Consider the following 22,505-nt stretch of genomic DNA (forward strand, 5'->3'; position numbering starts at 1 on the left):
ATGAACTGTTCAATTCTTAATTTGACATTGTTCCAGCAGGGACATGTGTACGCGCCGGAAGATTTAGGGCGACAGGATATACTGGTATCCGGCAGCAAAATTGTTGCCATCGCGCCGTCGATTTCTCCTGAAGACTTTCCCGGCTGCGAGTGCGTCAATCTGGACGGCGCGATTGTGTGCCCGGGGTTTATCGATCAGCACGTCCATTTGATTGGCGGTGGCGGTGAAGCGGGGCCGCACACCCGCACGCCGGAAGTGCGTTTGTCACGGCTGGTTGAAGCTGGCGTCACTTCGGTGGTGGGATTACTGGGTACAGATGGTATTACCCGTCATCCGGAGTCGCTGCTGGCGAAAACCCGCGCGCTGGAGTTTGAAGGTATCAGCGCCTGGATGCTGACCGGAGCGTATTCTCTGCCTTCCCCGACTATCACCGGCAGCATCGATCGCGACGTGGCGCTGATCGATAAAGTGATTGGCGTGAAGTGTGCGATTTCGGACCATCGTTCTTCAGCACCAGATACCCAGGCACTGGCGAACATGGCGGCGCAGTCGCGCGTCGGTGGATTGTTAGGACGCAAACCGGGGATCAGCGTTTTCCATATGGGCGACAGCCCGCACATGCTGGAACCGTTATATCAGATCCTTGAAAACTGCGACGTGCCGATAACTAAACTGTTGCCGACTCACGTTAATCGTGCGGAACCCCTGTTCCAGGCGGCACTGGAGTATGCCCGCAAAGGCGGTTTTATCGATATTACCAGCAGCATTGATGAGCCTGTTGATCCGGCCACGGCTATTGCCACGGCGCTGCGCCAAAATGTGCCGCTGTCGCGCATTACCCTGAGCTCGGACGGCAACGGCAGCCAACCGGAATTTGATGAGTCAGGTAATCTCACCGGGATTGGCGTCGCGGGGTTTGAATCACTGGCGGAAACGGTGCGCCAGTTGGTGAAGGTTCATGCTATACCGCTGGAACAGGCGCTGTGTCCGCTGACGCGTACGGTGGCAGAATTTTTAGGGCTGGAGCATAAAGGGCGTCTGGCTGTGGGATGCGATGCGGATATTCTGGTGCTGAACGACGCGCTGGAGGTGAATCACCTGTGGGCGAAGGGAAAAGCGGTAGTCAGAGAGAAAAAAGCCTGCGTCAAAGGGACGTTTGAATAACCGAGGTTGATGCCGGATGGCGGCGTAAACGCCTTATCAGGCCTACAAAGTGTGCAAACTGTAGGCCTGATAAGCGAAGCGCCATCAGGCTTTTTTTCAGAAAAACGTGAATCAGGCGTTCTCTTTCAGCCAGTTCATTACCACGTCGTGGTGATTGCTGGTTTTGAAGTTATCAAACACATGCTCAATTTTCCCTTCAGCATCAATCAGGAAGCTGATGCGGTGGATGCCATCGTAGGTTTTGCCCATAAATGACTTCTCACCCCAGACGCCGAACTGCTCGCAAACCTGATGATCTTCGTCGGACAAGAGCGTGAAGTTAAGAACTTCTTTCTCCGCGAATCGGGAAAGTTTTTCCGGTTTATCGGTGCTGATTCCCAGCACTTCAACACCTGCTTTTTTTAACTCATCCATGTTATCGCGCAGGCCGCAGGCCTGTACGGTACAGCCGGGTGTCATGGCTTTCGGGTAAAAATAAACCAGAACACGCTGTCCCTGGAAGTCGGTTAAATTTACTTGTTCTCCGTCTTGATCCGGCAAGCTAAATTTCGGTGCGATATCACCGGCTTTCAGTGGGTTCATTACTTAACTCCATCCTGTTCATCATGCTGTGAGTAATTGACGACGTTAATACTGCCTTGCGCATTGAGTTCTGTACAGAGTGCTTTAAACGCATCTTCAATATTTGCCGCGTCATGTGACGCAGGACTATGTGCGGTAATTTGAATAAACAACTGCGCCGTCTTTCCATTCTCAGCCGGTTGCGTGCGTGAAACCAGTTCCGCAATATTCATTTGGTGGCTATCAAACAGGGCGGTAAAGCGTTCAATCAAATGTGGAGAATCGGGGACATCGACCTGCACCCATACCGTGGCGGGCATTGCTGGGCGGGGACGCGCAGTCGTGCGCTTCATCACAATCAATAAATCCAGCTCAGCGCCTTTCAACGGCAAGGTTGATTCAATCAGGGTGATGGCATTCCAGGTGCCTGACAGCAGCATGATAAATGTGAATTCGTCACCCAGCATCGCCAGTCGGCTGTCTTCGATATTACAGCCGCAACTGCTGACATGACGCGTGATGGTGTTCACAATTCCTGGGCGGTCGGCACCCAGCGCAGTAATGACCAGATAGTGTTGCGATGACGATGTCAAACCTGTTCTTCCTTTGAGCGGTGAGGTAATCATAAGGAAAGCATAAAAAAAACATGCATACAACAATCAGAACGGCTCTGGTCGCTTGCTTTTATTGTCGTACCAAACGTACCATTGAGACACTTGTTTGCACAGAGGATGGCCCATGTTCACGGGAAGTATTGTCGCGCTTGTTACGCCGATGGATGAGAAAGGTAAAGTCTGCCGGTCGAGCCTGAAAAAACTGATTGATTATCATGTCGCCAGCGGCACCTCGGCGATCGTTTCGGTTGGCACCACCGGTGAGTCTGCCACCCTGAGTCATGATGAACATGGCGATGTGGTGATGATGACGCTGGAGCTGGCCGACGGGCGTATTCCGGTAATTGCCGGAACGGGCGCCAATGCGACCGCAGAAGCCATTAGTCTGACGCAGCGTTTCAACGATAGCGGTGTTGTCGGCTGCCTGACGGTGACGCCGTATTACAACCGCCCAACCCAGGAAGGTTTGTTCCAGCATTTCAAAGCCATCGCTGAACATACTGACCTGCCGCAAATTCTGTATAATGTGCCGTCCCGTACTGGCTGCGATATGCTGCCAGAAACCGTTGGCCGTCTGGCGAAAGTAAAAAATATTATCGCTATTAAAGAGGCCACGGGGAACTTAAGTCGCGTTCACCAGATCAAAGAGCTGGTTTCAGACGACTTCATTCTGCTCAGCGGTGATGACGCGACCGGACTGGATTTTATGCAGCTCGGTGGTCATGGCGTGATTTCCGTAACGTCTAACGTTGCGGCGCGTGACATGGCTGAAATGTGCAAACTGGCGGCTGCAGGGCATTTTGCCGAGGCGCGGGTAATTAACCAGCGTCTGATGCCGTTACACAACAAACTTTTTGTCGAACCCAATCCTATCCCAGTGAAATGGGCATGTAAGGAGTTGGGACTTGTGGCGACCGATACGCTGCGTCTGCCGATGACGCCAATCACGGACAATGCTCGTGAAATCGTCAAGGCGGCGCTTAAGCATGCCGGTTTGCTGTAAAGTTTAGGGAGATTTGATGGCTTACTCAGTACAAAAGTCGCGCCTGGCCAAGGTTGCGGGTGTTTCGCTTGTTATGTTGCTCGCGGCCTGTAGTTCTGACTCGCGCTATAAGCGCCAGGTGAGCGGTGATGAATCCTATCTGGAGGCCGCACCGCTTGCTGAGCTTCATGCGCCAGCTGGGATGATTCTGCCGGTTATGTCAGGTGATTATAATATCCCGGTAACCAACGGTAGCGGTGCCGTGGGTAAAGCGCTGGATATTCGCCCACCGGCCCAGCCGTTAGCGTTAGTCACTGGCGCTCGTACCCAGATCGCAGGTGATACGTCGACATTACTGGTGGAAAATGGTCGTGGCAACACGCTGTGGCCACAGGTCGTTAGCGTCATTCAGTCTAAAAACTACACGATCGCTAAGCGTGATGATGCCAGCCAGACGTTGACCACCGACTGGGTTGACTGGAACCGTCTGGATGAAGACGAGCAGTACCGTGGACGTTATCAAATCTCGGTTAAACCGCAGGGCTATCAGCAAGCGGTAACGGTGAAACTGACTAACCTCGAGCAGGCGGGTAAACCTGTAGCCGATGCGGCATCTATGCAGCGTTACAGCGCTGAGATGATGAACGTCATCTCTGCTGGTCTGGATAAGAACGCCACAGATGCTGCGAATGCCGCGCAGAACCGCTCTGCAGCAACCATGGATGTTCAGAGCGCCGCCGACGACACTGGTTTACCAATGCTGGTGGTGCGTGGACCGTTCAACGTGGTGTGGCAGCGTCTGCCGGCAGCGCTTGAGAAAGTGGGCATGAAAGTGACCGACAGCACCCGTTCTCAGGGTAGCATCGCCGTGACCTACAAACCACTGTCTGATAGCAGCTGGCAGGAACTGGGCGCAAGCGATCCAGGTTTAGTGTCTGGCGACTATAAACTGCAGGTCGGTGATTTAGATAACCGCAGTAGTATGCAGTTTATCGATCCGAAGGGGCATACCCTGACGCAAAGCCAGAACGACGCGCTGGTCGCCGTCTTCCAGGCAGCGTTCAGTAAGTAAAAATGAAGGGCTGGATAACTCCAGCCCTTTTTTTCTGATATGATACGCAAACGTGTGCGTCGGCAGAAAAACGCAATATTTATCGTTAATTCACACCCAGGAGTAATAAAGATGCAAAAGCAAGCTGAGTTGTATCGTGGTAAAGCGAAGACCGTATACAGCACGGAAAACCCGGACCTGTTGGTGCTCGAATTCCGCAATGATACGTCAGCAGGGGATGGCGCGCGCATTGAACAGTTTGACCGTAAAGGCATGGTGAATAATAAGTTCAACCATTTCATTATGACTAAACTGCAAGAAGCGGGCATTCCTACCCAGATGGAGCGACTGCTTTCCGATACCGAATGTCTGGTGAAAAAACTGGAGATGGTACCGGTTGAATGTGTGGTGCGTAACCGCGCGGCGGGCTCACTGGTTAAGCGTTTAGGCGTTGAGGAAGGTATTGAACTGAATCCGCCGCTGTTTGATCTGTTCCTGAAAAACGATGCTATGCACGATCCAATGATTAACGATTCCTATTGCGAAACTTTTGGTTGGGTGAGCAAAGAGAATCTGGCGCGTATGAAAGAGCTGACCTACAAAGCTAACGACGTGCTGAAAAAGATGTTCGATGATGCGGGCCTGATTCTGGTCGATTTCAAACTTGAGTTTGGCTTGTATAAAGGTGAAGTGGTGCTGGGTGATGAATTCTCACCGGACGGTAGCCGTCTGTGGGACAAAGAAACGCTGGATAAAATGGACAAAGATCGCTTCCGCCAGAGCCTGGGCGGTCTGATCGAAGCCTATGAAGCCGTCGCGCATCGCCTGGGTGTCAAGTTAGACTAATTCCCCTTTGAGCCGGCGATCGCTCACCGGCTCATCAATCTCGCCGATTTTGATTACTGTTTCTTATGGTAATCCTGTTCCGAACCGCCTACGATCATCATCATAATGAATAAAAAGTTGAGGTGATTATGCGCTGGCAAGGGCGTCGTGAAAGTGACAATGTAGAAGACAGACGAAACAGCTCTGGCGGCCCTTCTATGGGCGGGCCTGGTTTTCGTTTGCCCAGTGGTAAAGGCGGCATCATCCTGCTGATAGTGGTGCTGGTCGCAGGTTATTATGGCGTGGATCTCACCGGATTAATGACCGGTCAACCCGTTTCCCAACAGCAATCATCACACTCCATCAGCCCAAATGATGATGAAGCGGCAAAATTTACCTCGGTGATTCTGGCCACCACGGAGGATACCTGGGGACAGCAGTTTGAAAAAATGGGCCGGACCTATCAACAGCCGAAGCTGGTGATGTATCGGGGCGCTACGCGTACCGGATGCGGCGCAGGCCAGTCCGTGATGGGCCCGTTTTACTGCCCGGCGGATGGCACCGTGTACATCGACCTCTCCTTCTACGACGATATGAAAAACAAGCTGGGCGCCGATGGTGATTTTGCTCAGGGCTATGTTATCGCCCATGAAGTGGGCCACCACGTGCAGAAACTGCTGGGTATTGAACCGAAAGTTCGTCAGATGCAACAGAATGCCTCACAGGCTGAAGTGAACCGTCTTTCCGTGCGTATGGAACTGCAGGCGGATTGCTTTGCCGGCGTCTGGGGCCATAGTATGCAGCAGCAGGGCGTGCTGGAGTCCGGCGATCTGGAAGAGGCGCTGAACGCCGCGCAAGCTATTGGTGACGATCGCTTGCAGCAGCAAGGACAAGGCCGCGTTGTACCGGACAGCTTTACCCACGGAACCTCTGAACAGCGCTTTACCTGGTTCAAACGTGGCTTTGACAGCGGCGATCCGGGGCAGTGCAATACTTTTGGAAAAGGCATTTAAGAGACAGAGGCAGGGATGTCTGATAACACGACGCTGAGGGCGTTAACTGAACAGATGACCCGCGAAGGCATCCGCCGTCTGTTGGTTATCAGCGGCGAGAATAGCTGGCGTCAGGCGCAAGCGTTAGCGCTACGCAACGCGTTACCCGGTGACTGGCTATGGGTAGGGGCGCAAGCCCCTGCTGAACCGAACTGTACGCCGCAGGCGCTGCAAACGTTACTAGGGCGCGAATTCCATCATGCGGTTTTTGACGCCGGGCGGGGATTTGACGCTGCGGCGTTTGCCGCCTTAAGCGGCACGCTGATCGCCGGCAGCTGGCTGGTGTTGCTGACTCCCCCCTGGCATAGCTGGCACACGCATCCTGACGCGGATTCACTGCGCTGGAGTGACTGCGCTGACCCGATTCCAACGCCGCATTTTGTTGAACACGTCAAACGGGTCATTTCCCGTGATGGACAGGCTTTGCACTGGCAGCAGCATCAGCCTGCTACATATCCCCATTTTGCTGCTCGCGCCGACTGGCACGCGGCAACCGGTGAACCTCAGCCTGAACAGGCGCTGATTTTAGCGCAGTTACTGACTATGCCTTCTGGCGTGGTTGTCGTGACGGCGGCGCGTGGTCGGGGAAAATCTGCGCTGGCGGGGCAACTGATTGCACGTATCAACGGGACTGCTATTGTTACCGCGCCAGCCAAAGCGGCAACCGATGTGCTGGCGCAATTTGCCGCAGAACGTTACCGCTTTATGGCCCCGGACGCGTTGTTAAGCAGTTCTGCAACCGCAGACTGGCTTATCGTTGATGAAGCCGCCGCAATCCCCGCGCCGCTACTGCATCAGTTAGTCGCGCGTTTTCCCCGCACGCTATTAACCACCACCGTTCAGGGCTATGAGGGAACCGGCAGAGGCTTCTTGTTGAAATTCTGCGCCCGCTTTCCCCATCTTCGACGTTTTGAGTTACAACAGCCCGTACGCTGGGCGCTGGGATGTCCGCTGGAGAAAATCGTCAGCGATGCGCTGCTGTTTGACGACGAAACGTTTACGCATGCCCCGTCGGGCGATCTCCATTTCAGTGCATTTGGACAACAGTCCTGGCATGACAACCCGGCGCTGCCGGTTGCGGTATATCAACTGCTTTCCGGGGCGCACTATCGCACTTCGCCACTGGATCTGCGGCGAATGATGGACGCGCCTGGCCAGCATTTCCTTCAGGCATCGTGTGCAGACTCGGTGGCGGGCGCCGTCTGGTTGGTGGATGAAGGGGGACTGTCTGCAGAATTAAGCCAGGCCGTTTGGGCAGGATATCGCCGACCACGAGGAAATCTGGTTGCACAGTCACTGGCGGCGCACGGCGGTGATCCGTTGGCGGCAACGCTCATTGGACGGCGGGTAAGCCGAATTGCGGTTCATCCTGCTCGCCAGCGAGAAGGTATCGGGCAGCAGTTGATAATGCAGGCCCGGCGTTACTCCACGCAGTGTGACTATCTGTCCGTCAGTTTTGGGTATACGGTCGAACTCTGGCGTTTCTGGCAGCGCTGTGGTTTTGTTCTGGTGCGAATGGGCAATCACCGCGAAGCCAGCAGCGGGTGCTATACCGCCATGGCGTTACTGCCTATTAGCGAAGCGGGAAAACGCCTCGCCGGGCGCGAACACCTGCGTCTGCGTCGCGATGCGGAGATCCTTACGCAGTGGAACGGTGAGGGCATTCCGCTGGACCCGTTGAAAGAGTCTACGCTTAATGAAGATGACTGGAATGATCTGGCGGGATTTGCCTTCGCCCATCGGCCATTACTGACGTCGCTTGGCTGTCTGACTCGTCTGCTTCAGCACAGCGAGTTACCTCTCCCGGCCTTGCGGGGGCGCTTACAGGCTAAACGCAGCGATGTCGAATTGTGCCAGCAGTTGAAGATCCCCGGGCGTAAAGCACTGCTGGTCGTTCAACGGGCCGAGGCGGCGCAGGCGCTGAAACAGTTGGATGCTGAACGTATACAGCGGCTACAAAATCGCATTATGCAATGGCAAAATTTTCACTAACTTCTTCAATTTACTGACATGGTCATTGCGGTTAAGCGGCGTAGAATGATTCTCATCAGTTAAGGAGATCGCCATGAAACATGACCATTTTGTTGTTCAAAGTCCTGATAAACCCGCTCAACAGCTACTGCTGCTGTTTCATGGCGTCGGCGATAACCCGGTTGCCATGGGCGAAATCGGCTCCTGGTTTGCACCGCTGTTTCCGGATGCGCTCATCGTCAGCATTGGCGGGGCTGAGCCTTATGGTTCTCCTTCCGGACGTCAGTGGTTTTCGGTTCAGGGTGTAACGGAGGAGAACCGGCAGGCGCGTGTTGACGCCATTATGCCGGTCTTTATTGAAACCGTGCGCTACTGGCAAAAACACAGCGGCGTTTCACCGCAGGCTACCGCGCTGATTGGTTTTTCTCAGGGGGCGATTATGTCGCTTGAGAGTATTAAAGCCGAGCCGGGGCTGGCATCGCGGGTCATCGCCTTCAATGGTCGCTACGCCACCTTACCAGAGGTTGCAACCACGGCTACGACGGTACATTTGATTCACGGCGGTGAAGACCGGGTGATTGAGTTATCTCACGCCGTTGCTGCGCAGGAAGCGTTAATTCGCGCCGGTGGAGATGTGACGCTGGATATCGTCGAAAATCTGGGGCACGCCATTGATGAACACAGCATGCAGTTTGCGCTCGATCATCTGCGTTTTACCGTACCGAAACACTACTTTGATGAAGCGCTGAGCGGTGGTAAGCCTCACGATGATGATGTGATTGAGATGATCTGATTGATCACAGTAGGCCGGATAAAACGCGAAGCGTTGCCATCCGGCACTTGATACCCGGTAGCGCTAATGCTTACCGGGCCTACGGAACTTATCGGCCTGGAAATTATTTCTTCGGTTGATCCTTGTTTGGCCAATCGTCGTCGTCGTCCCACTTATCGTTAAAGTCACGATGCGGGGGAAGCTCCGGCTTATTGGCGAGATATTTCTTAGGGTCGACACGCTTGAGATCTTTAATCACGTTCAGCAATACGCCTACCAGAAACACCAACACTAAAATCCACCAGTATTTTGCCAGCCAGTCCATGCTCATTTCCTCTTACAGGAACACTCATCAGGCGACGAGTTGCTCCATGATACGTTGATACATACGGGCCAGCAGTTGCAGGTCGGCGGCATTAACGCATTCATTAATTTTATGAATGGTCGCATTGACCGGCCCAAGCTCTACTACCTGTGCCCCCATGCGGGCAATAAAACGCCCGTCGGATGTCCCGCCTGTAGTCAGTAACTGCGGTTTAATTTCATTATAGTGCTCAATGGCGTTCACTACTGCATCCACCAGTTTACCGCGTGCGGTCAGGAACGGCTGACCGGAGAGCCACCAGTCGACGGTATAACGCAGTTGGTGTTTATCCAGCAGTTCCAGCACCCTGGCTTTAATCATTTCATCGGTTAATTCGGTGCTGAAACGGAAGTTGAACTGAATAAAGAGCTCACCCGGGATAACATTGTTGCTGCCGGTTCCTGCCTGAATATTGGCAATCTGCATGCTGGTCGCCGGGAAGAACTCGTTACCCTGATCCCACTCGATCGCCACCAGTTCATTGAGCATAGGCGCTGCGCGGTGTACCGGGTTATCAGCCAGATGCGGGTAGGCTACGTGCCCCTGCACGCCGTGAATGGTCAGGTTGCAGGTCAGTGAACCACGACGACCATTTTTCACCACGTCGCCAACGATTTCCGTGCTGGACGGCTCGCCAACCAGACAATAATCGAGGCGTTCGTTCCGCGCCATGAGCGCTTCAACCACCTTCACGGTGCCATTTTTGGCGCTGGCCTCTTCGTCAGAGGTTATCAGGAATGCCAGGCGGCCCTGATGATTAGGATGTTGGGCGACAAAGCGTTCTGCGGCCACGACCATCGCCGCCAGTGAACCTTTCATATCGGCAGCGCCACGCCCAAACAACATGCCATCGCGAATGGTCGGTTCAAACGGCGGATTAATCCAGCGATCGACATCGCCGGCAGGCACTACGTCAGTGTGACCGGCAAATGCCAGGGTCTCACCTTTACCGCGCCATGCCCAAAAATTCTGCGTGTCACCAAAATCCATTCGCTCAACGGTAAAACCTACCGCGCGCAGGCGTTCAATCATTAACGCCTGGCACCCGGCATCATCCGGGCTCAGAGAAGGACGGCGAATAAGCTGCTGAGTCAGCTCAATAACCGGGCACGACATAGATTACACCTCATTAAAAAACTGCGTATAACTGGAATCACTGAAACCAAGCAGCATAGGCTTACCCGGCGCGCAGAGCAATGGGCGTTTGATAATTGCAGGCATTTCAATCATCAACGCGGCGGCTGCGTCCGCAGTAGTGATTTGGCTACGCGTGGCTTCATCCAGTTTTCGCCAGGTGGTTCCACGCGTATTGAGCAGCGGCTCCCAACCTAATTCGCTGATAAAGGACTGTAATAGCGTGTTGTCCAGGCCGTCGACGCGATAATCATGGAAGCGGTAGTCGATCCCTCGTTCTTCTAACCAGCGTCTGGCTTTTTTAATCGTATCGCAATTCTTAATGCCGTAGAGAGTAATCATCTGAATCCTTATTGATGGAATTTGAATATTTATGCCTATGTTTTGTGAACATGAATAATACATATTGTCATTCAGGCGTTATAGAGAAATATAACATTGTTGAACAAGGGTGAATAATGATTCCTGAAAGTTCCAAAACTATCGTATAAATGAAAATCAGAATTTGCCTGTTTGCATCAGCCTGTTTTTCCATCAGAATTGTCAAAGTAGTAGATGATGTATGAATATTTCAAAATGTTGCAGTAAGTCACATAAAATTTATGGGTTTAGCGCATAGTGATCACATATACCCAAACACGGGAGGATGTAATCACAACCATCGGTTAAATGATCTTCTTTTGATGATGATGATTTCGTAGAATGCTCATAATAATAAGAGAGGTTGTTATGATTGAACGTGAACTGGGGAACTGGAAAGACTTTATCGAAGTCATGCTTCGTAAATAATTTTCTGGAAGAAATTCATATCCTGCAAAGGATAAAAAAAGGCGACTCAACGTAAGTCGCCTTTTTTGTGTCCGATTATTCTGGGCGTGGCTTCAATGGGAAACGTCGACGGACCAGCACAAAGAACAGGGGAACGAAGTAAATAGCCAGGATTGTGGCTGAAATCATCCCGCCCATTACACCGGTCCCCACCGCATGTTGACCGCCGGAACCTGCGCCATTGCTGATGGCCATCGGCAACACCCCAAAGATGAACGCCAGCGACGTCATCAGAATCGGGCGTAAGCGCTGGCGACAGGCATGCAGCGTGGCATCAAGCAAATCGTGTCCTTTCTCGTTCATCTCATTGGCGAATTCAACAATCAATATCGCGTTCTTCGCTGAGAGTCCGATAACGGTTAATAACCCGACCTGGAAATACACATCGTTTTCCAGACCGCGCATCCAGGTGGCCAGCAGCGCGCCAATAACCCCCAGCGGCACGACCAGCATGACGGAGAAGGGCACCGACCAGCTCTCGTACAGCGCCGCCAGACACAGGAACACCACCAGCAGAGAGATAGCGTACAGGGCGGGGGCCTGAGAACCCGACAGTCGTTCCTGATAAGACATCGCCGTCCATTCCAGGCCAAATCCGGTCGGCAATTGGCGGACCAGCGACTCCATCACGTCCATCGCCGTACCGGTACTGACGCCGGGCGCGGCTTCACCGACAATCTCGACGGCAGAATAGCCGTTATAACGCTCCAGACGCGGTGAGCCGGTTTCCCAACGCGAGGTGGCAAAGGCCGAGAAAGGCACCATGCCGCCGCTATTATTGCGGACGTACCACAGGTTGATATCGTCCGGGAGCATGCGGTATTTTGCCGCCGCCTGGACGTAGACTTTCTTCACGCGGCCGCGGTCCATAAAGTCGTTAACGTAGCTGGAGCCCCAGGCCGTTTGCAATGTGTCGTTGATGTCGTCAATGGACACGCCCAGCGCCTGGGCTTTGCGCTGATCGATATCAATTTGCAATTGTGGACTGTCGTCGAGTCCGTTATGACGAACGCGGGTGAGGGACGCGTCTTTCCCGGCCAGCTCAATCAGCTTGTCGCGTGCGGCCATTAACGCGTCATGGCCCGCGCCGGCGTGATCCTGCAGTTCCATATCAAAACCAGCCGAACTTCCGAGGCCGCTAATGGCTGGAGGGCTGCTGGCGAAGACGCGAGCCTCTTTAATCTTATTAAACGCTTTGGTCGCGCGTTCGATGATGGCGAAGGAGGTCCCGGTGGTGGTGTCACGCTCATCCCAGTCTTTTAAACGCACGAACATACGCGCCACGTTTTGTCCGTTCCCGCCGGGGCCGGATCCTACCGTGGAAAAGACCGACATGATGTTGTCTTTTTCGTGGGTGAAGTAATACTTCTCTACTTCCTCTACCACTTTCAACGTTTGTTGTTGGGTGGAGCCGCTGGGGAGCTGTATCGAGGTGGTAAACATTCCGCGGTCTTCCAGCGGCAGGAAGGAAGTCGGCAGACGCAGGAACAGAAAGACCATACCGCCGAGCAGCAGAACGTAGATCAGGATCCAGCGCAGGCTGCGATGCAGGATCCGGGCAACGCCTTTTTCGTAGCGTTCGGCATTGCGGTTAAACATGCGGTTAAACCAACCGAAGAAACCGGTCTGCCCGTGTTGTTCGCCTTTATGCAGCGGTTTAAGCAGCGTGGCGCACAGCGCAGGGGTGAGGATCATCGCCACCAGAACGGACAGCACCATCGCGGAAACAATGGTAATCGAGAACTGGCGATAAATAGCCCCGGTAGTGCCGCCGAAGAAGGCCATTGGGATAAACACCGCCGACAGTACCATGGCGATACCGACCAGCGCGCCCTGGATTTGTCCCATCGATTTTCGCGTGGCTTCACGCGGTGAGAGGCCCTCCTCACTCATAATACGCTCGACGTTTTCCACTACCACAATGGCGTCATCCACCAGCAGGCCGATCGCCAGCACCATCGCAAACATGGTTAACGTGTTCACGCTATAGCCAAAGGCGTAGAGCACGGAGAAGGTACCCATCAGCACGACGGGAACGGCGATAGTGGGAATCAGCGTGGCGCGGAAATTTTGCAGGAACAGGTACATGACCAAAAATACCAGCGCGATCGCTTCCAGCAGCGTTTTTACCACGTCGATGATTGAGGCTTTTACGAAGGAGGTGGTTTCATACGCTACCTTATATTCCAGCCCGTGCGGAAAATATTGCGACAGCTCGTTCAGGCGGTTAATAACCAGCGTTGCCGTTGCCATTTCATTGGCGCCGGAGGCCAGCTTCACGCCCAGACCGGAGGCGGGATTACCGTTAAAGCGGCTGAGATAATCATACTTTTCAGCCCCCATTTCGACCGTCGCCACGTCGCCCAGTTTAACTTCCGAACCATCCTGGTTAACGCGCAGAGTAATATCGCGGAATTGATCCGGAGTCTGCAGCAGCGACTGGGCATTAATCGTCGCATTCAGCGCCTGTTTGTCCACTGAAGGCGTGCCGCCAAGTTGCCCGACGGCAATCTGCGCATTCTGTGACTCGATAGCGTCGGTCACATCTTTGGCGGTCATCTGGAAGCTGTTAAGTTTGGCCGGGTCGAGCCAGATACGCATGGAGTATTGTGAACCGTAGGCGTCGATATCCCCCACGCCGTTTATACGACTGAGCGGGTCCTGAATATTACTCGCCACATAATCGGCGATGTCCTGCTTATCCATGGAGCCATCGGTAGAGACGAAGGCGATGGTCAGAATATTGGTATCCCCGGTTTTGCGTACCGTGACCCCTTGATCCTGTACCGCCTGCGGCAGCTTACGCATTGCCGATTGCAGTTGGTTTTGCACCTGCTGTACGGCTTCATCAGGATCGGTCCCGGCGACAAAACTCAGCGTAACCGTCGCCTGGCCTGTCCCGCTGCTCTGTGATGACATATACATCAGATTATCGAGACCGGTCATATTCTGCTCGATGACCTGGGTCACGGTGTTTTCCAGCGTTTGTGCAGATGCACCAGGATAGTTGGCGGTTACCCGCACGTTGGGCGGGGCCAGATCGGGATATTGCTCAACGGGTAGCGAAAAAATAGCCAGGGCTCCTGTCAGACACAACAGGATAGCTAACACCCAGGCAAAAATGGGGCGATCGATGAAAAAATTCGCCATTAAAAGGGGACCTCGTGTTTCTGCGTATCGTTATGGGTATGACTTGCTTCACTTTAGCGGCAAGGTACGGGGCAAACGTGGAGAAAAAAAGAAGATAATGTAAATTATCATGCCCGTTTACAGCATACCTTTTGTGCCAGCGCCGTCAGACCTGGATCCAGACCCGACGGCGCTTTGCGGTTCTTTACGTTAGCTTACTGTCGGATTCAGCCGAACGAAAACTGATGCTTACCAGCGTTCCCCCGCCGGAGGGCTGCGAGAAGGTCAATGTGCCGCTCAGTCTTTCCGCTCGTTCACGCATAATATTTAATCCATAGTGCCCGGTGGGCTCATGCGGTTCGCCAATGCCGATGCCGTTATCGCGAATATAAACCGTATGATTGCCATCCGGCGCGGTGACGCAACTGACGGCAATTTCGGTTGCGTTAGCATGCTTAATTGCGTTCAGTACCGCTTCACGAACAATCTGCAGCAGATGCACCTGCATTTGCGCATCCAGCGCCAGCGTAGGCAACCGGCAATCGAGCACCAGTTTAGCTGAGGTCTGATTTTGCAGCGTTTCCAGCATTTCATGCAGGGCGGAGGGTAAATCAGCCTGCTGTAAGGTCAGACGGAAGGTGGTCAGCAGCTCGCGCAGTTGACGATAGGCATCATTCAGCGCCTGAGAGAAATCCGCCATAATACTTTGCGCCGGAGCGTTATCCTCTGGAATCGAGCGCTTCAGCAACGTGAGCTGAATGCGTAGATAAGAGAGCACCTGCGCCAGCGAGTCGTGCAGTTCACGTGCAATGGTCGCGCGCTCTTCCATTAACAACAGCTGCTGAAAATGTTTTTGCGCCTGGTTGAAGTACAACCCGCGTCCCAGCATAGAAGATACGCTGTTGAGCAGCGGGGTCGAGGCATTGACGTTTGGACTTTGCCAGTGCAGTTCGCCGTAGACGGTTTCCTGCATCGTGACCGGCAGGATTTGCATTGGCAGCTCGGGGCTTTTGCTCCCTTCACTAATCCGCCAGTTATCACCGACGGTAAGCTCCAGGAAATACGCGGCGTCATGTTCGCGGACAATCTGTAAAATATGGCGGAAGCAGTACACATCAATCTGACTGGTATTGAGCGCCTGAGAGCACTGATACAGCACCTCCAGACGGCGATTGGCTTCGTGGAGATCGTGGGTTTTCTCTGCGACCGAGGCTTCCAGTGAACGGTACAGCTTGTGTAATTCACTCGACATCTGGCTAAAGGTCTTGCCCAGCAGCCCCAGTTCGTTGGGTAAACCGGTATCCAGCGGTGGGATATCAAACTGACCGTGCTCAATATGCTGGCTGGCCATTACCAGCTTATTTAGCGGCCGCACCACCTGCTGGCGAATGCGCCGCAGGGTAAAGAAGACGAGCGTGAATATGCCAATCCCGCCTGCCAGCGAAATACCAAAAACCAGCATCACTTTGCGTTCGGCGTAATGTTGCAACGCCAGCACGAAGAGATCGATTTGATCGACATAGTTATTGATATTGGCCTGGTACCATTTTAAATCGCTATCGATCAGACGGGCGTTCATTTCCAGCCAGTTTGCATGCAGTCGTCCATAGCGACTTTTCACCGCTTGCGGTACATACCACGCATTCAGATTTTGTAATGCCGACGAGTTTAGCGCCTGCTGGAAAAGTTGGCGGTGGGCGTTGAGCTGCGGGCTTTGGCTTTGCAGATCGTAACCCAGACGGTAGCTTTGCATGCGCAATGAGCCAGCAACGTTGATGGCTTCAGCATCCCGCAAGCTGCTGGTCAGCGTGAGCAACGCAATACCCGTTGAGAGAATCGACAACAGCACGATGTAGAAAAAAGCCTTGGCCAGGCTGGCCGAGACCGGACGCTTTACCGTCACTTGCGCATCCTCACACAATACACGTCGCGCCTTGCTACAGCCCGAACGATACGGTGTATTTGATAAATGTTAATAAAACGCCATGAAACTGGATGGTAACTGAAACACAATTTCATATGCGATGAAATAAATTGATCTGCCACAGGTTCTGGATAAATAGTTGTGCTTCCTGGGCAAATGAACATTGCCGCTTCCTTCCGTGTCGGTTAATAACAACAGTCATATAAAGAATAAGGTTTTTGCAACCAAAAAAGAAGGAAGCCATGAATCGTTTTATTATGGTCAATAGCCAGCAGTGCCTGGGTTGCCATGCCTGTGAGGTCGCTTGCGTCATGGCCCACAATGGCGAGCAGCATGTCCTGAGCCCGCGGCATTTTCAGCCCCGAATTACCGTCATCAAGCATCAGCAACAGCGCAGTGCGGTGACCTGCCACCACTGTGAAGATGCCCCCTGCGCCAGAAGTTGCCCAAACGGGGCAATCAGCCATGATAACGACAGCGTGCAGGTGAACCCGCAAAAGTGTATTGGCTGCAAATCGTGCGTCGTGGCCTGTCCCTTTGGCACGATGCAGATCGTACTCACTCCCGTGGCTAAAGGAAAGGTGAAAGCGACTGCGCATAAATGCGATTTGTGCCAGGGGCGTGAAGAAGGCCCCGCCTGCGTGGAAAACTGTCCGGCACAGGCGTTACAGCTGGTGACGGAAAACGCGCTTACCGGCCTGTCAAAAGCGCGCAGACTGCGTACAGCCAGTCTGGAGAGTCAGCCCTGGCACAGTAGCGCTACCGATTTTGTTCAGGATGCCATCACCAAACGTGAGCAAATGCAGGCGACGCCTGCGCGTGGTGAGCCAGATAAGCTGGCGATTGAAGCCCGAAAAACCAGCTTTGAAGAGATCTATCTGCCGTTTCGCACGGCGCAGGCGGAACGGGAAGCATCCCGCTGCCTGAAATGCGGCGACCACAGTATTTGCGAATGGACCTGCCCACTGCATAACCATATTCCGCAGTGGATAGAACTGGTCAAAGCCGGGAACATCGACGCGGCGGTTGAGCTTTCTCATCAGACCAACTGCCTGCCGGAAGTGACCGGGCGCGTGTGTCCCCAGGACCGGCTCTGCGAAGGGGCATGCACGGTGCGTAACGAGCATGGCGCGGTGACTATCGGTAATATTGAGCGTTATATTTCTGACCGGGCGCTGAGCAAAGGTTGGCGACCGGACTTAAGCCACGTACAGAAAGTGGATAGGCGCGTCGCGATTATCGGCGCGGGTCCGGCAGGCCTGGCCTGTGCGGATATGTTAGCGCGAAACGGCGTTAGCGCCACCGTATACGATCGCCATCCTGAAATCGGCGGTTTGCTGACGTTTGGCATACCGGCCTTCAAGCTGGACAAAACGCTGCTGGCGCGTCGCCGTGAAATCTTCAGCGCCATGGGCATTCATTTCGAACTTAACTGTGAAGTGGGTAGGGATGTGGCGCTGGCGACGCTGCTGGAAGAGTACGATGCCGTATTTGTGGGCGTGGGGACCTATCGTTCCATGAAGGCGGACCTGCCGAATGAAGACGCACCGGGCGTTTATGATGCGCTGCCGTTCCTGATTGCCAACACCAAACAGGTGATGGGGCTGGATGAACTGCCTGAAGAACCGTTTATCGATACCGCCGGGCTGAACGTTGTGGTGCTGGGCGGAGGCGATACGGCGATGGACTGCGTGCGTACCGCGCTGCGTCACGGGGCAAGCCAGGTTACCTGCGCCTATCGTCGTGATGAAGCCAACATGCCGGGTTCGAAAAAAGAGGTGAAAAACGCGCGCGAAGAGGGGGCGAACTTTGAGTTTAACGTCCAGCCGGTTGAGCTGGTGTTGAATGCCGATGGACGAGTCAGTGGCGTGCGTTTCTTACGTACCCAGCTTGGCGAGCCGGACGCGAATGGGCGTCGACGCCCGGTGCCGATCGCCGGGAGTGAGTTTGTTATGCCCGCAGACGCGGTGATCATGGCGTTTGGTTTCCACCCGCACGGTATGCCGTGGCTGGAGGCGCATGGCGTTAAGGTCGATAACTGGGGACGCATTGCCGCCAACGTTGAGAGCGCGTACCGTTATCAAACCAGTAACCCGAAAATCTTTGCCGGCGGAGATGCGGTACGCGGTGCGGACCTGGTGGTCACGGCGATGGCTGAAGGGCGGCATGCTGCCCAAGGGATCGTCGACTGGCTGGGCGTAAAATCAGTCAAATCTCACTAGCCGAAGGTCAAGACAAACCCGGTTTCACGGCGTAGTATTATTTCTCCCTTCTCGCCGTGGAGCCGGTATGTCGCAAAAAATTACCCTCATCAAAGATAAAGTCCTTTCTGATAACTACTTCATCCTGCGCAATATTACCTATGATCTGACCCGAAGTGACGGTGAGGTGATTCGTCACAAGCGCGAGGTTTACGATCGCGGCAACGGCGCCACAATTCTGCTGTATAACGCGGAGAAGAAAACCGTGGTGCTCATCCGTCAGTTCCGCGTCGCGACCTGGGTCAACGGTAACGAAGACGGCCAACTGATTGAAACCTGCGCCGGACTACTGGATAACGACGAACCAGAAGCGTGTATTCGTAAAGAGGCGATTGAAGAGACCGGCTATGAAGTGGGGGAAGTGCGTAAACTGTTCGAACTCTACATGTCGCCGGGCGGCGTAACGGAGCTGATCCATTTCTTTATCGCGCAATACAGCGACAGTCAGCGGGCAAATGCAGGCGGCGGTGTTGAAGATGAAGATATTGAGGTTCTGGAGTTGCCGTTCACGCAGGCGCTGGAAATGATTAAAACGGGTGAGATCCGTGACGGCAAAACGGTGCTGTTGTTGAACTACCTGCAGTCGTCGCACCTTATGGATTAACCCTGAGTATTAATATTTCTTTACAAATAGACGGCCAATCCGACGATTCTTATTGAGCCACATCAGTCGCGCAAGGAAGATACCGCTTAGGCTGTGTGTTTTAATTCCGGGGTTGTACCGTCCATGCGCTATCGCGTCATTTTCATTTTTCTGCTCGGGCTGATTCCCGTCCGTTTGCTGTGGGCCGCGCCCGCGCAGCAGGCGTTTTCTGACTGGCAGGTGACGTGTAATAACCAGAATTTTTGCGTGGCGCGCAATACCGGAGAACATCACGGCCTGGTCATGACCCTCAGCCGCAGCGCCGGGGCGCACACCGATGCGGTGTTGCGTATTGAACTGGGAGGGCTGGAGCCTTCCCATGCTAAAGAGAGCGAAATTGCGCCGCGCCTGTTGCTGGATGGCGCACCGCTTTCGCTTAGCGGTGAGCACTGGCGTATTACGCCCTGGCAACTGATGACCGATGATCCGGTCACTATTAGCGCATTTTTACAAACCGTACAGGACGCGAAGGCAATAACCCTGCAAAAAGGCGCGCAAAATCTTTCACTGATCGGATTAAAAGCCGCATTACTGTTTATCGACGCCCAGCAAAAACGCGTGGGGAGCGAAACCGCCTGGATCGAAAAAGGTGATGAGCCGCCGCTCAGCGTACCGCCAGCACCGGCCCTGAAAGGTGTGGCTGTCATTAACCCAACGCCAACGCCCTTAACGCAACAAGAGCGCAGTGAGCTGCTGGATTATGGTAACTGGCGCATCAATGGTATTCGCTGCTCGATCGATCCACTGCGTCGCGAGATGCGCGTCACGGCCCTGACGGATGACAAAGCGCTACTGATGATCGGCTGTGAAGCCGGGGCGTATAACACCATCGATCTGGCGTGGATTGTTTCACGCGCAAAACCGTTAACCTCCAGTGCCGTCCGTTTGAGTCTGCCATTTAAAACGGATGCCGAAAGTCGGGATATGGAACTGACCAACGCCACGATTGACGAGAAGTCGCGGGAACTGGTCACCCTCGCCAAAGGACGAGGGTTGGCTGATTGCGGTATCCAGACGCGCTGGCGCTATGACGGACAGCGGTTTCGCCTGGCGCGTTATGCCCAGGAACCAAGTTGCGATAACTGGCATGGGCCAGATGCCTGGCCCACATTGTGGATCACGCGTTAAGCACTTTATGCGCTTTGGCGACGATGTTATCTACCGTAAAGCCGAAGAACGGGAACAATTTATCTGCCGGAGCTGATTCTCCATAACCGGTCATGCCGACAATTGCCCCCTTTAGACCGACATATTTGTACCAGTAATCGGCAATGCCTGCTTCCACCGCCACCCGGGCGCTGACGTTTGCCGGTAAGACCGATTCCCGGTACGCCTCATCCTGAGCGTCAAAAATATCGGTCGAGGGCAGAGAAACCACACGCACGTTACGACCCTCACCGGTCAGTTTTTCCGCCGCCAGCAGCGTAATTTCCATTTCTGAACCGGTAGCAATCAAAATAACATCCGGTTTACCGCCGCTGTCCTTCAGCACATATCCCCCGCGGGCAATCTGCTGCACCTGTTCAGGTGTACGCTCAACCTGCGCCAGATTTTGTCTGGAGAGGATTAGCGCCGTTGGCCCGTCATGGCGTTCGACCGCCAGCTTCCAGCCTACTGCCGCCTCAACCTGATCGCACGGTCGCCAGGTGCTGAAATTAGGCGTCAGACGCAGGCTGGCGAGCTGTTCGACGGCCTGGTGCGTAGGACCATCCTCCCCCAGACCAATCGAGTCGTGGGTATAAACCATGATTTGTCTGGCCTTCATCAACGCCGCCATGCGCGCGGCATTACGGGCATATTCGACAAACATCAGGAACGTGGCGGTGTACGGCACAAAGCCACCGTGATGGGCGATACCGTTGGCAATCGCGGTCATGCCAAACTCCCGCACGCCATAGTGGATGTAATTTCCGGCGGGATCCTCTTTAAGCGACGTAGATCCTTTCCAAATGGTCAGGTTGCTCGGCGCCAGATCCGCTGAGCCGCCAAGCAGCTCAGGCAGTATCGGACCGTAGGCGTTCAGGGTATTTTGCGAGGCCTTACGGGTGGCGATTTTGGCCGGATTAGCCTGTAAGTCGGTAATGTACTTCTGGGTCGTCTCTTCCCACTGTTCCGGTAGCCCGCCGCTCATTCGACGGGTAAATTCAGTCGCCAGCTGCGGGTGTGCTTGTTGATACGCCGCGAATTTCTCGTTCCAGGCCTGTTGCGCTTTCTCACCTTTTTCCCGTGCATCCCACGCCCGGTAAATCTCTTTGGGGATCTCAAAAGCAGGATGGTGCCACCCCAGCTTCTGTCGGGTTAGCGCCACTTCTTCTTCGCCCAGCGCGGCGCCGTGCGCTTCTTCTTTCCCGGCTTTATTCGGTGAGCCAAAACCAATCACCGTGCGGCAGATAATCAGCGATGGCTTATCGGTAACAGCCTGCGCTTCCTGAATCGCTTTTTTCACCGCCTCAGGATCATGACCGTCAATCTCATGCACCACATGCCAGTGATAGGCCTCAAAGCGTTTCGCGGTATCGTCGGTAAACCAGCCGTCGGTTTCGCCATCGATCGAGATGCCGTTGTGATCGTAGAAGCCGATCAGTTTGCCCAGTCCCAGGGTTCCCGCCAGGGAACAAACCTCGTGGGAAATCCCTTCCATCAGGCAGCCGTCGCCCATAAACACCCAGGTATAGTGGTTAACAATCTCATGATTCGGCTGGTTAAATTGCGCCGCCAGCGTGCGTTCGGCAATCGCCAGGCCAACCGCGTTGGCTAAACCCTGACCCAGCGGGCCGGTGGTGGTTTCCACGCCCGGCGTGTAGCCGATTTCCGGGTGCCCTGGCGTCTTCGAATGCAGTTGGCGGAAGTTCTTCAACTCCTCTAACGGCAAATCGTAGCCGGAAAGATGCAGCAGACTGTAAAGCAGCATTGAAGCGTGACCATTGGACAGAATAAACCGGTCACGATCGTACCAGGTGGGATCGGTCGGGTTATGGCGGAGGAAATCATTCCACAGTACTTCGGCGATATCGGCCATTCCCATTGGTGCGCCGGGGTGGCCTGAGTTAGCTTTTTGTACGGCATCCATACTTAGCGCACGAATGGCATTGGCAAGCTCTTTACGGGTCATAGGAAATACTCCTTGAAAAGTAAAGCGTTAGATGCGTGTGTTAATTCACACTTTTGGGAAAATTGCGGGCTGCACACGCAAAAAGCATAGCAGACAAGCATGGCATTGCTGGATTAAG

Annotated in this window: 19 protein-coding genes; 11 read left to right on the plus strand and 8 right to left on the minus strand. The window is 54.0% G+C overall.

Translation table 11 applies throughout. The features are described 5' to 3' along the window. Positions 1–1,164, plus strand: a complete 1,164-nt coding sequence (gene iadA / locus FDX09_RS08485) for a beta-aspartyl-peptidase (RefSeq protein ID WP_137347056.1) — start codon at positions 1–3, stop codon at positions 1,162–1,164. Between the two features lie 111 nt (positions 1,165–1,275). On the opposite strand, the gene bcp is transcribed toward iadA, so the two are convergent. Together bcp and FDX09_RS08495 are read right to left on the minus strand one after the other, a co-directional pair. Next, the gene (gene bcp, locus FDX09_RS08490) at positions 1,276–1,746 is read right to left on the minus strand and encodes a thioredoxin-dependent thiol peroxidase (protein ID WP_038642568.1); all 471 of its coding nucleotides are present in this window, start codon (positions 1,744–1,746) and stop codon (positions 1,276–1,278) included. Then, on the minus strand, positions 1,746–2,318 hold the full coding sequence (locus FDX09_RS08495) for a glycine cleavage system transcriptional repressor (protein ID WP_038642566.1): 573 nt from the start codon (positions 2,316–2,318) through the stop codon (positions 1,746–1,748). The genes bcp and FDX09_RS08495 overlap by 1 nt, the downstream gene beginning before the upstream one ends. A gap of 145 nt (positions 2,319–2,463) precedes the next feature. Here FDX09_RS08495 and dapA point away from each other — a divergent pair, with 145 nt between their 5' ends. The 6 genes from dapA to ypfH all read left to right on the plus strand — a co-directional run bounded on the left by dapA (position 2,464) and on the right by ypfH (position 9,013). Next, a complete protein-coding gene (gene dapA, locus FDX09_RS08500; protein WP_006683510.1) occupies positions 2,464–3,342 on the plus strand; it encodes a 4-hydroxy-tetrahydrodipicolinate synthase in 879 nt (292 codons plus the stop codon). A 16-nt stretch (positions 3,343–3,358) separates the two neighbouring features. Continuing rightward, positions 3,359–4,393, plus strand: coding sequence for an outer membrane protein assembly factor BamC (gene bamC, locus FDX09_RS08505; RefSeq protein WP_038642564.1), 1,035 nt, complete (start codon positions 3,359–3,361; stop codon positions 4,391–4,393). Positions 4,394–4,504: 111 nt separating this feature from the next. Next, positions 4,505–5,218, plus strand: a complete 714-nt coding sequence (purC, locus tag FDX09_RS08510) for a phosphoribosylaminoimidazolesuccinocarboxamide synthase (RefSeq protein WP_003835086.1) — start codon at positions 4,505–4,507, stop codon at positions 5,216–5,218. Positions 5,219–5,346: 128 nt separating this feature from the next. Next, positions 5,347–6,210, plus strand: a complete 864-nt coding sequence (locus tag FDX09_RS08515) for a neutral zinc metallopeptidase (RefSeq protein ID WP_085049253.1) — start codon at positions 5,347–5,349, stop codon at positions 6,208–6,210. A gap of 15 nt (positions 6,211–6,225) precedes the next feature. Further along, positions 6,226–8,241 (plus strand): GNAT family N-acetyltransferase, encoded by a 2,016-nt coding sequence (locus tag FDX09_RS08520; RefSeq protein ID WP_137347057.1) that lies wholly within the window; start codon positions 6,226–6,228, stop codon positions 8,239–8,241. A 73-nt stretch (positions 8,242–8,314) separates the two neighbouring features. Next, on the plus strand, positions 8,315–9,013 hold the full coding sequence (gene ypfH, locus FDX09_RS08525) for an esterase (protein WP_069324473.1): 699 nt from the start codon (positions 8,315–8,317) through the stop codon (positions 9,011–9,013). 103 nt (positions 9,014–9,116) lie between these two features. Here the strand turns inward: ypfH and FDX09_RS08530 are convergent, their stop codons facing one another. From FDX09_RS08530 to FDX09_RS08540, 3 genes are read right to left on the minus strand one after another with little or no spacing between them, the layout of a single operon-like run. Further along, positions 9,117–9,317 carry a membrane protein gene (locus FDX09_RS08530; RefSeq protein ID WP_003037974.1) on the minus strand — a complete coding sequence of 67 codons (201 nt, stop codon included), beginning with the start codon at positions 9,315–9,317 and terminating at the stop codon, positions 9,117–9,119. Positions 9,318–9,344: 27 nt separating this feature from the next. Next, complete coding sequence (gene dapE / locus FDX09_RS08535; RefSeq protein ID WP_038642554.1) at positions 9,345–10,472, minus strand: succinyl-diaminopimelate desuccinylase; 1,128 nt, start codon at positions 10,470–10,472, stop codon at positions 9,345–9,347. Between the two features lie 3 nt (positions 10,473–10,475). After that, positions 10,476–10,832 (minus strand): ArsC family reductase, encoded by a 357-nt coding sequence (locus FDX09_RS08540; protein WP_069324475.1) that lies wholly within the window; start codon positions 10,830–10,832, stop codon positions 10,476–10,478. Positions 10,833–11,219: 387 nt separating this feature from the next. Here FDX09_RS08540 and ypfM point away from each other — a divergent pair, with 387 nt between their 5' ends. Beyond that, a complete protein-coding gene (gene ypfM / locus FDX09_RS08545; protein WP_001386977.1) occupies positions 11,220–11,279 on the plus strand; it encodes a protein YpfM in 60 nt (19 codons plus the stop codon). A gap of 75 nt (positions 11,280–11,354) precedes the next feature. Here ypfM and acrD read toward each other — a convergent pair whose 3' ends face one another. Both acrD and narQ read right to left on the minus strand, forming a co-directional pair. Continuing rightward, positions 11,355–14,468, minus strand: a complete 3,114-nt coding sequence (gene acrD, locus FDX09_RS08550) for a multidrug efflux RND transporter permease AcrD (protein ID WP_069324476.1) — start codon at positions 14,466–14,468, stop codon at positions 11,355–11,357. A 184-nt stretch (positions 14,469–14,652) separates the two neighbouring features. Further along, positions 14,653–16,350, minus strand: coding sequence for a nitrate/nitrite two-component system sensor histidine kinase NarQ (gene narQ, locus FDX09_RS08555; RefSeq protein WP_121529391.1), 1,698 nt, complete (start codon positions 16,348–16,350; stop codon positions 14,653–14,655). 263 nt (positions 16,351–16,613) lie between these two features. Here narQ and aegA point away from each other — a divergent pair, with 263 nt between their 5' ends. The 3 genes from aegA (at position 16,614) to FDX09_RS08570 (ending at position 20,403) form a co-directional block, all read left to right on the plus strand. Continuing rightward, entirely contained in the window at positions 16,614–18,593 is a 1,980-nt protein-coding gene (gene aegA / locus FDX09_RS08560; protein ID WP_121529390.1) for a formate-dependent uric acid utilization protein AegA, read from the plus strand. Positions 18,594–18,660: 67 nt separating this feature from the next. After that, positions 18,661–19,236 (plus strand): GDP-mannose pyrophosphatase NudK, encoded by a 576-nt coding sequence (gene nudK / locus FDX09_RS08565; RefSeq protein ID WP_121529389.1) that lies wholly within the window; start codon positions 18,661–18,663, stop codon positions 19,234–19,236. 123 nt (positions 19,237–19,359) lie between these two features. Further along, positions 19,360–20,403, plus strand: a complete 1,044-nt coding sequence (locus FDX09_RS08570; protein ID WP_121529388.1) for a DUF1176 domain-containing protein — start codon at positions 19,360–19,362, stop codon at positions 20,401–20,403. Here FDX09_RS08570 and tkt read toward each other — a convergent pair. Then, positions 20,393–22,387, minus strand: coding sequence for a transketolase (gene tkt / locus FDX09_RS08575; RefSeq protein WP_121529387.1), 1,995 nt, complete (start codon positions 22,385–22,387; stop codon positions 20,393–20,395). The genes FDX09_RS08570 and tkt overlap by 11 nt on opposite strands. Positions 22,388–22,505: the final 118 nt, after the last annotated feature.

It is taken from the genome of Citrobacter sp. wls717, assembly GCF_005280955.1.
Classification (GTDB): domain Bacteria; phylum Pseudomonadota; class Gammaproteobacteria; order Enterobacterales; family Enterobacteriaceae; genus Citrobacter; species Citrobacter werkmanii.